Source organism: Flavihumibacter profundi (assembly GCF_020076305.1).
GTDB lineage: Bacteria > Bacteroidota > Bacteroidia > Chitinophagales > Chitinophagaceae > Flavihumibacter > Flavihumibacter profundi.
Genome location: NZ_JAIQXE010000001.1, coordinates 2,206,727 through 2,222,067, shown reverse-complemented (window position 1 = coordinate 2,222,067; position 15,341 = coordinate 2,206,727). Strand labels below are relative to the sequence as shown.

At 46.2% G+C, this 15,341-nt stretch carries 10 protein-coding genes; 9 read left to right on the top strand and 1 reads right to left on the bottom strand.

Annotated features, from left to right (window positions below; translation table 11 throughout):
- The first annotated feature begins 32 nt into the window (after positions 1-32).
- The 4 genes from LAQ65_RS09585 to LAQ65_RS09570 all read left to right on the top strand — a co-directional run bounded on the left by LAQ65_RS09585 (position 33) and on the right by LAQ65_RS09570 (position 6,303).
- Positions 33-3,116 carry an amidohydrolase family protein gene (locus tag LAQ65_RS09585; protein WP_224116731.1) on the top strand — a complete coding sequence of 1,028 codons (3,084 nt, stop codon included), beginning with the start codon at positions 33-35 and terminating at the stop codon, positions 3,114-3,116.
- Between the two features lie 10 nt (positions 3,117-3,126).
- Positions 3,127-4,419, top strand: coding sequence for an amidohydrolase family protein (locus tag LAQ65_RS09580; protein ID WP_224116730.1), 1,293 nt, complete (start codon positions 3,127-3,129; stop codon positions 4,417-4,419).
- Between the two features lie 182 nt (positions 4,420-4,601).
- On the top strand, positions 4,602-5,045 hold the full coding sequence (locus LAQ65_RS09575; protein WP_224116729.1) for a hypothetical protein: 444 nt from the start codon (positions 4,602-4,604) through the stop codon (positions 5,043-5,045).
- Positions 5,046-5,106: 61 nt separating this feature from the next.
- A complete protein-coding gene (locus tag LAQ65_RS09570; protein WP_224116728.1) occupies positions 5,107-6,303 on the top strand; it encodes a DUF5009 domain-containing protein in 1,197 nt (398 codons plus the stop codon).
- Positions 6,304-6,350: 47 nt separating this feature from the next.
- Here LAQ65_RS09570 and secA read toward each other — a convergent pair whose 3' ends face one another.
- Complete coding sequence (gene secA, locus LAQ65_RS09565) at positions 6,351-9,680, bottom strand: preprotein translocase subunit SecA (protein WP_224116727.1); 3,330 nt, start codon at positions 9,678-9,680, stop codon at positions 6,351-6,353.
- Between the two features lie 167 nt (positions 9,681-9,847).
- Here secA and atpG point away from each other — a divergent pair, with 167 nt between their 5' ends.
- The 5 genes from atpG (at position 9,848) to LAQ65_RS09540 (ending at position 15,340) form a co-directional block, all read left to right on the top strand.
- Positions 9,848-10,729: an ATP synthase F1 subunit gamma gene (atpG, locus tag LAQ65_RS09560; protein ID WP_224116726.1), complete on the top strand. Its 882-nt coding sequence runs from the start codon at positions 9,848-9,850 to the stop codon at positions 10,727-10,729.
- A 287-nt stretch (positions 10,730-11,016) separates the two neighbouring features.
- A complete protein-coding gene (gene scpB, locus LAQ65_RS09555) occupies positions 11,017-11,859 on the top strand; it encodes an SMC-Scp complex subunit ScpB (RefSeq protein WP_224116725.1) in 843 nt (280 codons plus the stop codon).
- Positions 11,860-11,931: 72 nt separating this feature from the next.
- Positions 11,932-13,143 (top strand): diaminopimelate decarboxylase, encoded by a 1,212-nt coding sequence (gene lysA, locus LAQ65_RS09550; protein ID WP_224116724.1) that lies wholly within the window; start codon positions 11,932-11,934, stop codon positions 13,141-13,143.
- 97 nt (positions 13,144-13,240) lie between these two features.
- Positions 13,241-14,851 (top strand): C1 family peptidase, encoded by a 1,611-nt coding sequence (locus LAQ65_RS09545; RefSeq protein ID WP_224116723.1) that lies wholly within the window; start codon positions 13,241-13,243, stop codon positions 14,849-14,851.
- A complete protein-coding gene (locus LAQ65_RS09540; protein WP_224116722.1) occupies positions 14,852-15,340 on the top strand; it encodes a DUF4442 domain-containing protein in 489 nt (162 codons plus the stop codon).
- Position 15,341 lies beyond the last annotated feature (1 nt).

Genomic DNA, 15,341 nt, shown 5'->3' with positions numbered 1-15,341 from the left:
GGCTTACACACACACATTAAACGCACACTTTCATGAGAAATTTTTTCCCGTCGATACCAGGGGAAAGGCTGCTTTTATTGACTGCCTTGCTGTCCCTGGCGACACTCGCCCATGCACAACCGACATTCCCGGTTAACGGCATAGGGGGCGAAAAACAAAATACCTATGCCTTCACCAATGCTACAATTGTTGCTAACGAAAAAACTACCCTCACAGCTGCTACACTGGTAGTTAAAGCGGGCAGGATTATTGCTGCCGGTACTAATGTAGTTGTACCTAAAGAAGCTATGGTGGTTGACTGTAAGGGCAAATTTATTTACCCTTCCTTTATTGACCTGTACAGCGATTATGGCATGCCTATAGAAACCAGGCAGCCACGGGAATATGATTACGGCCAGCCGGCCCAACTGGTTTCCAACCGTAAAGGCGCATTTGGCTGGAACCAGGCCATCCGGTCCGATGTTTCGGCTGCTTCCATTTTTGTGGCAGATGATGCAAAGGCTAAAGCCCTGCGCGAAAGCGGTTTTGGTACTGTCCTTACCCACCAGAAAGATGGTATTGCTAGGGGCACAGGTGCCCTTGTTACCCTCGCCAATGAAAAAGAAAACAAAGTGGTGATTAAGGAAAAAGCTTCGGCTCACTTTTCTTTTAGCAAAGGCACTTCCCCCCAAAGCTACCCAACCAGTTTGATGGGCAGTATCGCCCTGTTGCGCCAGACATTCCTGGATGCAGCATGGTATACGTCTAATGCCAGTAAAGAGGGACTTAACCTAAGCCTGAAAGCCTGGAATGACAACCTTTCACTGCCTCAGGTTTTTGAAGCGAATGATAAATGGAATGACCTGAGGGCCGATAAAATTGGCGATGAGTTTGGCATCCAGTATATCATAAAGGCCGGCGGTAATGAATACCAGCGCATAGCCGAAATGGCAGATTCAAAAGCAAGCTTCATACTGCCGCTGAATTTTCCCATGGCCATGGATGTTGAAGACCCCAATGATGCACGTTTTATTTCCCTGGCTGATATGAAACACTGGGAAATGGCACCTTCAAATCCCGCATTTTTTGAAAAGGCTAAGATTCCTTTTTGCCTTACTGCTGCAGACCTGAAGGATACCAGGCAGTTCCTTGCCAACCTCAGGAAAGCTATAGAATACGGATTAACTGAAGCAAAAGCACTGGAAGCTTTAACCAGGACACCGGCCACCCTTATTGGCGTTTATAATGAGGTGGGAAGCCTGGAGCCCGGCAAACTGGCCAATTTCATCATTACATCCGGACCTGTTTTTATGGGGAATACAATTATTTACCAGAATTGGATCCAGGGGGAAAAATATACAGTGAACGAGTCGGGTTGGTCTGCGGCTGCAGGCCAGTACGCATTGACGGTTTCCGCTGACCAGGGAACGTACGCCTATACCCTCGACCTGAAACCGGACAATAGCGCCAGCATTATTGGAAAGGATACGCTGAAAGCAACGGTTAATTATAATGGCAAACTGGTTCGTATAAGCTTCCCCGAGAGTAAAGCCTCGCAGAAAATGATCCGGCTTAGCGGTGTGAATAATAGCGGCCAATGGCAGGGAACCGGCGAGGATGCGAATGGTGTAAAACTTTTATGGACTGCTTCATTTAAAAATGCGGCAGTGGTGAAAGAGGATAGCGTTAAAAAAACGCCTGCATTGGAATTGGGTAAAATAACGTATCCATTCAACGGCTATGGCTGGGAAACTATGCCAAAGCCGCAAACAATACTCATCCGGAATGCAACGGTCTGGACTAACGAAAGTGAAGGTAAACTGGATGGCACTGATGTGCTCGTTAAAAATGGAAAAATTGCTGCTATAGGTAAAAACCTTTCTGAAGCAGGTGCCATTGTGGTTGATGGTACCGGTAAGCACCTGACTGCAGGTATTATTGATGAGCACTCCCATATTGCAGCAGCTTCCATTAATGAAGGTGCACAGTCAGTCACCTCCGAAGTACGTATTGCCGATAACCTTTACCCTGATGATATTAATATTTACCGGCAGCTGAGCGGAGGCGTAACTTCTTCACATATCCTGCACGGCTCCGCGAATACAATCGGTGGCCAGACACAACTGATCAAATTGCGATGGGGTGCTGATGCAGAGGGACTGAAATTTGCCAACTGGGATCCTTTTATCAAATTCGCCCTGGGTGAAAATGTCAAAAAATCTTACGCCCCCCAGAATAACCGTTTCCCCGATTCACGGATGGGTGTTGAAGAAGTACTGAACGATGCATTTACTCGTGCCCGTGATTATGAAAACGCCATTAAGGCTGCTTCAGCACAGGTCAAAGGAAAGAAGGGCGCAACTGCGGCTAACCCGTGGAGTATAGTCCGTCGCGACCTCGAACTCGATGCCCTTGTTGAAATCATGAATAAGAAAAGGTTTATCACCTGCCATTCTTACGTGCAAAGTGAAATTACTGCTGCCATGCGCATTGGCGAAAAGTTCGGATTTACTTTCAATACATTCACGCATATACTGGAAGGCTATAAAGTAGCCGACAAAATGAAAGCCCATGGATCGAACGCTTCCACCTTCAGCGATTGGTGGAATTACAAAATGGAAGTTGTTGACGCTATTCCTTATAACGCAACCATTATGCAGCGCGTTGGACTGAATGTGGCAATTAATTCGGATGATGCTGAAATGGCCCGCAGGCTGAACCAGGAGGCTGCAAAGAGTATTAAATACGGTGGCATGAGTGAAGAAGATGCGCTTAAAATGGTTACCCTGAACCCGGCGAAAATGTTGCATGTTGCTGACCGCGTGGGAAGTATTAAAGCCGGCAAGGATGCAGACCTGGTACTATGGAGCGATGATCCCCTCAGTATTTATGCCCGGGCAGAAAAAACCATCGTAGATGGGATTGTTTATTTCGACCGCGAAAGGGACAAGGAACTTCGTTCAAAGATCGCCGCGGAAAAAAACCGGCTCATACAAAAAATGTTGGCTGAAAAGAAAAGCGGGGCCCCGGTACAACCAGCCCGTGCCAGCATGGAATTGATGCACACCTGCAGTGACCATGCCCACAGCCACGGATTATTGGTGATTGATACCGACGATTTAAATGGCAACAATTAAATTAACTACAATGACTAAGCGTTTATATAGAATCATTTTCGCATTACTGTTTTCTTCTGCTGCCATGTCGCAAGAAAACGTATACCCGGCAAAAGAGTACAAGGGCCTGCTGTTTATCAAAAATGCCAATGTGCATGTCGGGAATGGCCAGGTGCTCGACAATGTTACGATCCAGGTGAACAATGGAAAAATTGAGAAAATCGGAAAAGACCTCCCTATCCCGATGGATGATGTTAAAGTATTTGATGTTAAGGGAAAACAGGTTTACCCCGGACTGATATTATCAGGTTCACTTCTCGGGTTAGTTGAAGTGAACAGTGTAAGGTCTACAATCGACCATACTGAAATGGGCTACTATAATCCATCCATCCGGTCTATAGTTGCATACAATACTGATTCAAAAGTGATCAATACTTTGAGGAGCAACGGCATATTGCTGGCTAATATCGTTCCCCAAGGCGGCAGGATCAGCGGATCGTCTTCGGTTGTCCAGCTTGATGCATGGAATTATGAAGACGCTGCATATAAAATGGACAATGGCATTCATGTGAATATGCCGGATTTACTGAGCCGGCCGAATGCATTCTCAGCTCCCGGTGAAAACCCTATTGATAAAAGCCTGGAAGAAATTGCAAAACTAAAAGCGTTCTTTCGTGAAGCGCAGGCTTATGCCGTTGAGCCAACCCATTTAAGTACAAACCTCAAATATGAAGCGGTAAAGGGATTGTTCAGTAAATCACAAAAGCTCTTTGTTCATTGTAATATCGTTAAAGAAATGCTCGTGGCTGTTGATTTTGCAAAGGAGTTTGGAATGGATGTGGTAATTGTTGGTGGAAGTGAAAGTTACCAGGTTGCACAATTGCTGAAAGCCAGCAATATCGCTGTTATCCTTGACCAGATGCATAGTTTGCCCACCTTGCAGGACGATGATGTTGACCAGCCCTATAAAACGGCAGCGGCTTTACAAAAAGCCGGTGTGTTGTTTGCAATAAATGATGAAGACGGACAAACCCGTGGAAGGAACCTTCCTTTCAATGCTGGTACTGCCGCAGCTTATGGACTTACCAAAGAACAGGCTTTACAGGCTATAACACTGAATGCTGCAACAATACTTGGCATCGGCGATCGCACCGGGTCAATTGAGCCCGGTAAAGATGCCAACATTATAGTCAGTGAAGGGGATATACTTGATATGCGCAGCAGCATAGTTACACTGGCATTCATACAGGGTAGAATGATTGACCTGACTGATAAACACAAACAATTATATGAACGTTATAAGCTGAAATACGGTATTAAATAATTGAAAATAATACGCGGAGCGCGGAAGATAACATTCCGCGTTTTCTTTTTTTGCGTATGTTTGACAAACATCAGGTTACCTGTTTCTCTTTTTAGTATTAATACATATTAACCTGCCGACAATTGCTTGTTCATTAACGAGCCGCCATACAAAAAGCATTCTTAACCTAAAAATGTTATTGTATGAAAAAGCAATTTATCTCAGCCGTTTCACTTCGTTTGTTGTTATCTTCCACTGTCCTGTTTTCAGGGTCTGCAATGCTGGCATCTTCTCCTAAGGGGCAATATTATACTGCTGTTGCACATTGTGATAGCCTGGTCCTGGAAGAGCCTGCCATAAAGTACATTGGAAGCGACGCAGAATATTTTTATTTCCAGGTTCGAATCGAAAACCCGGCCATGGACAGGATGGAAATTGTGTTGCGCGAAAAGGCAAACCAGACTATTTTATTTGCAGATTCTTTTACAGAAAAATATTTCCTAAAAACAGTTGCTGTTCCACGGGAATTTCTCCTTGTTCAATGGGATATAAGTAACCATTCTGTAAAAGGTAAAACCAACCAGAACAATTGGTCTGTTAACACCGAAGTCAGGTTTAATGAGGCCGTTATGGTAACACGCCTATGATGCGGGAAAAATAGCATTATTGGGGTTTTGGCAATATCTTCAGCTGTCCAAATACAGCTGCATGAATATCCCTGCTATTCGTATCAGCGCCATCGATATTTTGCGGGCCCTTACTATGGTGCTAATGATCTTTGTCAATGACCTTTGGTCTTTGAAAGATATTCCCGCCTGGCTGGAACATGTTCCTGCTGCTGCCGATGCTATGGGCCTTGCCGATACGGTGTTTCCCGGCTTTTTGTTTATAGTCGGCATGTCGGTTCCTTTTGCAATCAGGAACCGCCGGCATAAAGGGGAAAGCAGGCAGCAGGTTATGTTGCATATTGCTGGCAGGGCCTTCGCCCTTCTGGTAATGGGTGTATTCCTGGTCAACGGGGAATATATTAATGAAGCCGCTTCCGGTATAACCAGGGGCTGGTGGAATGTGCTGGCCTGTACAGGGTTTATCATGATCTGGAACCAGTACCCTACTGGCTGGACCAGGTTTTTGGTGACCGCCCTTAAAATAACAGGCGCATTGCTTTTAATATGCCTGGCATTTTTGTACAGGGGCGGGGAAGCAGGACTGATTACACATTTTTCTACCTGGTGGTGGGGGATCCTTGGACTGATCGGATGGGCATACCTGTTATGCGCCATGCTGTTTAGCTGGTGTAATGGTAACATTTATGTTTTGCTGGCCGGATGGCTTTTTAGTATAGGATTATGTGCGGCTAACCATGCAGGTTGGTTACCTCATGCCGGTTTTTTCAGGTATTTGATCAGTCCGGTTGGCGAAGGGGCCATGACGGCATTTACAATAGGCGGGGCCCTGGCAGCACAGGTATTCTGGAAAGAACGTGATAGCCGGGATTTCAAATTTTCTACCCTGGTTATCTATTTCGGACTGGCTGCAGTTCTTCTTGCTTTCCTGGGTTTTTTATCGAGACCAGTCTGGGGCATCTCTAAGATAAGGGCTACTCCCTCCTGGGTACTTATTTGCAGTGCTATTATGCTGGTGCTTTTCCTGTTCATTTTCTGGCTGGCGGATATTAAAAAGAAATCGGGTTGGTTTGCTGCAATCAAACCCGCAGGAACAGAAACCCTGCTTTGTTACCTGGTCCCATATTATGTATATGCCGTAGTTCAGCTAAATCACTTGTACCTGCCGGATTTTTTGCTCACGGGACTTACCGGTATTGTGAAATCTGCGCTGTTTGCGCTATTTGTCGTAGTGTTAGCCGGATTGTTAACCCGGAAATTCCTTAAGGTAAGGCTATAAAGGAGTCATAAAAAAAGCGGCTTTTTTAAAAGCCGCTTTTTTTATTGTCAGAGATTGGCACCGTGGCAATTCTTGTATTTTTTGCCGCTTCCGCATGGACAAGGATCATTCCTGCCCACTTTCGGGCCAACACGAATAGGCTCCTGGACTATCGGACCTGCGGATGGATTATAATAATCATTCTGGTTTGCCGCATAATCTTCACCCCTGGCATCAATTTCTTCTTTGTTCACCTGGAGTTTGCTCATATCTGTTTTTTCCTCGCGGCCTTCCCGGATAATATCTGCGGGTTGTTGCTGTTCCATCGGGATGCCACTATGGCACAGGAAAGAAACGATATCGCGATTTACTTCGCTATCCATTTTGCGGAACAGTTCAAATGCTTCAACCTTATAAATTACCAATGGATCTTTTTGCTCGAGGTATGCTGTCTGCACACTTTGCTTAAGGTCATCCATGGCACGCAGGTGTTCTTTCCAGGCGTCGTCAATAAGGTTTAAGGTAATTGTCCGCTCAACTGCGTTAACCAGTTCATGGCCATTGCTGTCGAGTGTTTTTTGCATACTGCTCAACACATTAACCCCTTTCCTGCCATCTGTAAACGGTACAACCACATTTTCAATATTATGTCCCTGCGTATTCCTGATATTCTGAAATACAGGAATAGCCTGCGTTTTCAGGGTGTCCATCTTTTGCTGGTAATGCGTCGTTGCTTCTGAATACAATTTTTCAGCTAAGGCATTTGCATTTGATGACCGGAATTCCGATGCAGTAATGCTGGTATCAATACCAAAATTCACAATTGCTGAAAGTTTGAAGCCGTCAAAGTCTTCCTGCTCTTTAAAGGAGCTGATCAAACCTTCAGCGACACCATAGAATGCATTATCAAGATCAAGGGCAAGGCGTTCCCCGAATAATGCGTGCTGGCGTTTTTTATACACCACATTACGCTGCTTATTCATTACGTCATCATATTCAAGGAGCCGCTTACGGATACCGAAGTTGTTTTCTTCTACTTTTTTCTGTGCCCTTTCAATGCTCTTGGTGATCATGCTGTGCTGTATCACTTCGCCTTCTTTGTAACCCATACGGTCCATCAAAGAAGCAATACGGTCACTGCCGAACATACGCATCAGGTCGTCCTCCATGGATACATAGAATTGTGATGTTCCGGGATCTCCCTGGCGACCGGCACGACCGCGTAACTGCCTGTCCACGCGCCTGCTTTCATGCCTTTCTGTACCAATGATGGCAAGTCCGCCTGCTTCTTTTACACCAGGACCGAGTTTGATATCGGTACCACGACCAGCCATGTTGGTGGCGATGGTTACCGCGCCCGGCAAACCTGCTTCTGCAACAACCTGTGCTTCGCGTGCGTGCTGTTTTGCGTTCAATACATTGTGTGGTATTTTTTTCACCTGCAGCATTCGGCTTAGCAGTTCACTTACTTCTACTGAAGTGGTGCCCACCAGAACAGGACGGCCCGCAGTTCTCAGTTTTTCGATGTCCTCAATAACAGCAGAATATTTTTCACGCTTGGTTTTGTACACAAGGTCCTGCTCATCTTTACGGATCGCAGGTACGTTGGTTGGGATGTTTACAACATCCAGTTTGTAGATATCCCACAATTCAGCTGCTTCTGTTTCAGCTGTTCCGGTCATACCGGCCAGCTTGTGGTACATCCTGAAATAGTTTTGCAGGGTAATGGTGGCATAGGTTTGCGTAGCTGCTTCGATCTTCACATTTTCTTTCGCTTCAATAGCCTGGTGCAAACCATCTGAATACCGGCGGCCTTCCATGATACGGCCCGTTTGCTCATCAACAATTTTAACCTGTCCGTCAATTACTACATATTCCACATCCTTGTCAAACAGGGTGTAGGATTTCAACAGTTGCTGAACAGTATGTATACGGTCGGCCTTCAATGTGTATTCATTCAGCAAGGCTTCCTTCTTGTGCAGTTTATCTTCCGGCGTATCATTACCGCTTTCAATTTCACCCAGCTTCACACCAATGTCGGGCAGCACGAAGAAATCGGGGTCTTCACCGGTTTTGGTAATCATCTGGATACCCCGGTCGGTGAGGTCTACTGAATTGTTCTTTTCATCAATGTAGAAGAAGAGTTCAGCATCTACCCTCGGCATTTCCTTCGACTGGTCGGCGAGGTAATAGTTTTCTGTCTTCTGTAGTTTTACTTTAATACCTGGTTCACTGAGGAATTTGATCAGGGCGCTGGTCTTTGGCAAACCGCGGTAGGCGCGCATTAAGGCCAGTCCGCCATCTTTAGGGTCATCATTTCCTTCAGCAAGTTTCTTCCTTGCCTCGTTCAGGCATTTATTCACCACCTGCTTCTGGGCTTCCACCAATTGCAGTACACGGGGTTTCATTAAATGATACTGTTGTTCATCGCCACGCGGCACCGGGCCTGAAATAATCAATGGTGTCCTGGCGTCATCAATCAAAACTGAATCGACTTCATCTACCATGGCAAAATGGTGCTTGCGTTGTACCATTTCATCCGGGCTGTGTACCATATTATCACGCAGGTAATCAAAACCAAATTCATTATTGGTGCCATAAGTTATATCGGCCTGGTAGGCTTTGCGGCGCTCTTCGCTGTTAGGCTGGTGCTTGTCAATACAATCCACCGTTAATCCCAGCCATTCGAAGATGGGGCCATTCCACTCCGAGTCACGGCGGGCGAGGTAATCGTTCACCGTTACGATATGAACCCCTTCGCCAGCCAGCGCATTCAGGTAAGCAGGTAATGTGGAAACAAGCGTTTTACCTTCACCCGTAGCCATTTCCGAAATTTTCCCGGTATGTAAAACGTATCCACCAATCAGCTGAACATCATAATGTACCATGTTCCAGGTGATGTTTCCGCCACCCGCTGTCCAGGTATTCCTGAACCTGGTCTCGTTGCCTTCAATGGAAACGTAATCGCGGCTTACCGCTAATTGCCTGTCGAGTTCAGTAGGCGAGGAAACCAATACTTCGTTTTGTGAAAAACGGCGACCGGTTTCTTTTACAACGGCAAAAGCTTCTGGTGCAATTTCTTTCAGTATTTCTTCTATTTCTTCGTTGCGTTTTTTCTTCAGTTTATCGATTTCCTGGTAGATGCTGTCTTTTCCGGTGAAATCACTAAATGGAAGTGCTTCCGCATTGTTGGATAACAGGTCGATTTCAGCATTAATTTCCTGCAGGTGCTGCTGGATTCGTGATTTGAATTCCTGGGTTTTGGCACGCAGCTGGTCGTTTGTAAGTGACTGGTATGCAGTAAAATACTCGTTAACCTTGGCAACAATCGGCTGAATGATCTTCACGTCTTTCTCTGATTTGCTTCCGCCGAATAACTTCTGGATAAAACCTAACATGTTTTGGGTATTGTCTTAGTAATGATGCGTTTAAGTGTTTTTGCTGTCAATTTCAGTGCTACAAATCGATTTTGGCCAAATTGACAGGGAGGCAAAGGTAAGGAAAAGCAGGACTTTGGAATTCCCCGGCATTCAATTACCTTTGCGCCAAATTTCTAAACTTTATTATGTCAGGAGCATTGAAAGAGGTCCGTAACCGGATCAAGTCGGTTCAAAGTACCCAGCAAATTACCAAAGCCATGAAAATGGTTAGTGCGGCCAAATTGCGTCGTGCCCAGGATGCCATTATCCAGATGCGTCCCTACGCCAATAAGTTGCAGGAAATGCTGAGCAATATCGTAAGCAATGCTGAAGGTGAGCTGGGTGGTGTGCTGGCCCAGGAAAGGCCCATACAAAGTGTGCTGCTGATCGTAATTACCAGTGACCGCGGATTGGCCGGCGCATATAATGCCAACGTTATTAAAGCTGCCAAAGCGACAATTAATGAAAACTATAAAGACCAGTTTGCAAAGGGAAAAGTAACAATCTGGAATATTGGTAAGAAAGGTTACGAATCCTTTTTGAAAGGAAATTACCATGCCGATGCAACTTATAAGGATATCTTCCTGCACCTGACCTTCGAAAACGTGCAGGCTTGCGCCCAGGCTGCTGCAAAAGCTTTTATGAACAACGAGTTTGATGTTGTGGAAGTTGTTTACAGCCAGTTTAAGAATGCAGCTACACAGGTTTTTGCCGTTGAGCGTTTCCTGCCCATCCCAAAAGTGAAGCCGGCAGCAAACGCCAAAAAAAGCGATTATATTTTTGAACCCAATAAAGAGGACCTTATCGCGGAATTGATGCCTAAAATCCTCAATACGCAATTGTTTAAGGCTGTCCTTGATGCCAATGCCTCTGAACATGGTGCACGTATGACGGCAATGGATAAAGCATCTGAAAACGCCAATGAATTGCTGCGTTCTCTCAAGATCAGCTACAACCGCGCCCGCCAGGCCGCAATTACCACCGAACTAACCGAAATCGTTAGCGGTGCAGCAGCATTACAGGGGTAGGAGGGTAAGCCGTAAACGGTGAGCCGTAAGCTGTAAACCGTAAACGGTGAGGACAGATTAAAAGCATAACTTATTTCAAAAAGCTACCATACCTGGTAGCTTTTTTCGTATACCACTACTTCACCCGCCGGGAAGTACCCGCCGGGTGCTCACCGCTCACCGTTTACTGTTCACCGCTCACGGTTCCCCCCCTGTTTTCCACATTGTGGACAACTCCATTTCCCTTTTTTAAGAATTTAGGCAAGCTTGCGGCATGTTGCTTGCTGCAATTATATAAAATAACGACTATGGATATCGGACACATCATACCTCATATAGAAGCCCTCATTTTTGCCTCTGAAAAGCCCCTGGGTGCCCTGGAACTGACCGACCTCATCAACCAGGCTTTCGGATTCATGGAAGACAAGATCACCCTCGAACAGATCGAAGCTGGCATTGAAGGCATTGTAGAGAAATACCAGGCCGAATTCTACCCCTTCGAACTTAGGTTCAGCGGCGGCGGATGGCAGTTCCTGACCAAAAAGGATTTCCATAAAACAGTTGCCCAGCTTAACGGCGATAAATTCCTGAAACGCCTTAGCGGCGCTGCTATGGAAACACTGGCCATCATTGCTTATAAACAACCCATCACAAAATCTGAAATCGAATCGATCCGTGGCGTGAGCGCAGACTACAGCATCCAGAAATTGCTCGAAAAGGAACTGATTGTTATCAGCGGCCGCAACGAAGAATTGCCGGGGAAACCCCTCATTTATACAACTTCCCGCTCCTTCATGGACTATTTCGGATTAAATGGCCCGGAAGATCTTCCACGTATCAAAGAGGTGCTTGCTGAGCAGGCTGTTGAACCAACACAAATGGGTAACCAGCAGGTGCAGGTTGCGAATGGCAATAACCAGTCAATTACTGACACTATGGTCGACACCCTGGATGATCCTAATTCTGTACTGCTCGTTAACGAAACCGGCGAATTGCTGGAAGCGAGTTATACCGAAGAAGAAACCAGCATGGAAATTGAACCCACCGGCGATGATTCACCTGAAATCCAATCCTGGCCAGATGAAAATGAACCAGGCCTGGATAATGACACATCCGGATTTCCAGAAGATGAAGATGGTCCCCGGAACTAAGGTTTGCTGAGAAAGGAGTAAATATTCGCCGCGGTCGGTGTATATTCGCCCAATTTGCAAGCAAACACAACTATGTCTTATTTATCTAATGAATTCCTGGAGCAGCTGGCCCAGGAGTATGGCACGCCGCTTTACGTGTATAATGCCAACCAGATCAGCGAACAGTATAACAAACTGAAGTCGGCTTTTGCCAACTGTAATGCCCGTTTCTTCTATGCCTGCAAGGCACTCAGCAATATCAATGTGCTGAAATATGTTGAATCTATTGGTGCATCCCTCGATTGCGTAAGCATCAATGAAGTTAAACTCGGACTGAGGGCTGGTTTTTCTCCCGACAGGATTTTATTTACACCAAACTGTGTTGATTTTGCTGAAGTTGACGAAGGCAAGCAGTTGGGTGTAAATCTTAATATAGATAATATCTCCATCCTCGAGCAATTTGGAACCAAATATGGCGGCTCTTACCCCATTTGCATCCGGTTCAATCCGCATATTATGGGGGGTGGAAACTATAAAATCTCAACCGGCCATATCGACAGCAAATTTGGTATTTCAATCCACCAGATGCGCCACATCGAAAGGGTGGTTAAATCTACAGGGTTGCATGTTACCGGCATTCATATGCATACCGGCAGCGATATCAAAGATGTAAATGTTTTCCTTCAGGGTCTTGAAGTGATGTTTGAACTGGCCACCCATTTCCCAAACCTTGAGTTTATTGACCTGGGCAGCGGTTTTAAAGTGCCTTACCAGGATGGCGATGTGCAAACGGATATCAACCTGCTGGGTGTTAAGGTTGCTGAAGCCTTTACTGCCTACGAAAAAGAAACCGGTAAAAAAATCCAGGTTTGGTTTGAACCTGGTAAATTCCTGGTTAGCGAATGCGGTTATTTCTTGGTAAAAGCCAACGTCATCAAACAAACCACGGCTACAGTTTTCGTGGGCGTCAACAGCGGGTTCAACCACCTTATCAGGCCTATGTTTTATGATGCCTACCATAGGATCAGCAATATCTCTAACCCGAAGGGCAGCGAAAGGATTTATACTGTAGTGGGTAATATTTGCGAGACAGATACTTTTGCGTGGGACCGCACAATCAACGAAGTGCGCGAAGGGGATTTCCTCGTTTTCTATAACGCCGGTGCATACGGTTTTGAAATGTCCTCCAATTTTAATTCCCGTTTGAAACCAGCGGAATTGCTGGTGATCGACGGCAAAGCCCACCTGATCAGGAAACGCGACGTCTTCGAAGACCTGTTAAGGAACCAGGTTGAAGTGCTTTAAATTTGTATATCCCGGTAGTGATCACTACCGGGATTTTTTTAGCGTAATTGCTTAACTTAATGGCCTGGCAAATTTTCTCCAATCTTAATTTATAGCTATGCCTATCAGAATGGTAGATGATCCGCAAGACCAGGAGCAGTTTAATGATGATTCTGGTGGTGGCCGCAGCGGTGGTGGTGGTTTCCAGGGCGGTGGCGGTGGGCTTATCGGCCTTTTGCCTTTGGTTCTTTCCCTTTTCAGGGGTAAGCGGATTTTTCTGCTGATTATTATCGTTGGTGTGTTGTATTTCATCCTCGGCCGCGGTGGCTGTAATATGGGCGGACTTGGCGATGTCGCCCGCCTGGCAACCGGTGGCTTCCTTGATCCCCGGCAATTCGAAAAGGCGGAAATCTATGAACCACTTGCTGATGACGATACAAAAAATCCCCTCCCCGAAAGCGCAAACCTCCAGAAATTTGCGCCTGCCGTTGGAAACCAGGGAAACCAGGGTAGTTGCGTAGCCTGGAGCAGTGCCTATGGCGCCCGCTCCATCCTGGAAGCCGCCAGGACCGGCCAGGCCCCCAATACTGTAAAGTTCAGTCCGTCTTTCCTTTATAACCAGATTGGCCTTGAAGACTGCCAGGGCTCTTATATTATCAAGGCAATGGAATACATGACCAAACAGGGGTCTGTGCCTTATGACCAATTCCCTTATACAGATAATGATTGTTCCCGGGTACCCGACCGCAGCCTTATCAGTGATGCCGCACAATTTAAAATGCGGGGATTTAACCGCCTTTCTGACGGCGACCGCACTGATGCCTTAGACATTAGGGCCATTAAGGAAAACCTAGCCCAGGGCGCACCGGTTGTGATCGGGATGATGGTTGGACAAAGCTTTATGCAGGATATGATGGGTAAGGATGTCTGGGTGCCCCAGCAAGGCGACCGGAACCTGATGGGTTTTGGCGGGCATGCCATGTGCGTTGTTGGTTATGACGACCGGAAATACGGCGGGTCCTTCTTGCTGATGAACAGTTGGGGACCGGAATGGGGCAATAATGGATTCGCCTGGGTACGCTATGGCGATTTCAAATATTTTGTCAGGGAAGCTTATGGACTTGATCCGATGCGCCAGGTTGGCGCTGCTGCCAACACGCCTTTGATCGGGGAAGTGGGACTGGTTGAAATGGCGAATACCGGTAAGAAAATGGAAGTAAAAGGATATATCTCCCTGCATTTAACGGAAGGAAACCGCTTTGTAACCAATAGCCCGCTTAAACCAGGCACCCGGTTTAAAATGGAAGTAAAAAACAGCTCCGAATGTTATGTGTACGTTTTCGGGAAAGAAACTGACGGTACCAGCTATACCTTGTTCCCTTACCCCAAACAGGATGACCCGACTACCACAAAATATTCGCCTTTCTGCGGTATTACCGGATACAGGCTCTTTCCGAAAGATAAAAGCATGACGCCGGATAGTATCGGCACAAAGGATATGATTGCTGTTGTGATGAGCAAACAGCCGCTCGATTGGTTTAGTGTGAATACAGCCATCAGTAAGAACCCGGCCACTGATTACCAGTCACGCGTAAACGCTGCCCTTGGGGAAAACCTGCTGAAATCGGCACAGTTTAATGCTACCGCAAAAGGAACAATGAGCTTCTCAGGAAATTCATCCCCCAACCAGGTGATGGCCTGCGTAGTGGAAATTGATAAAACAAAATAAATGACTGCCAAAACAGGTTCAGCTGCTTTTTTTTCACTGGTGAATAACCGGTTAAAGTTCAACTTGTTTTTATTCAGGAAATTACCCAGCGCTTATTTTTCCGGTGTTCGTGTGCGTAATGTTAACGGGAATTCCTGCCAGGTTACTGTACCTTACAAATGGTTTTCGCAAAACCCGTTCCGTTCCACATATTTCGCCTGCCTGGCCATGGCCGCTGAAATGAGCACCGGTATTCTCTCGATGGCCCATGTTTACCAGCGCAGGCCTGCTGTATCCATGCTGGTTACTGCGCTTGAAGCAAAGTATTTCAAAAAAGCAGTTGCCCTTACCACGTTCACCTGTACTGATGGACTGGCCATCAGGGACGCTGTTGAAAAGGCAGTGGCCACCGGTGAAGCTCAAATGATTATTGCAAAATCAGTCGGAAAGAATGACCAGGGTGAAACGGTAGCCGAGTTTTTGATCACCTGGTCTTTTAAAAGTAAATAAT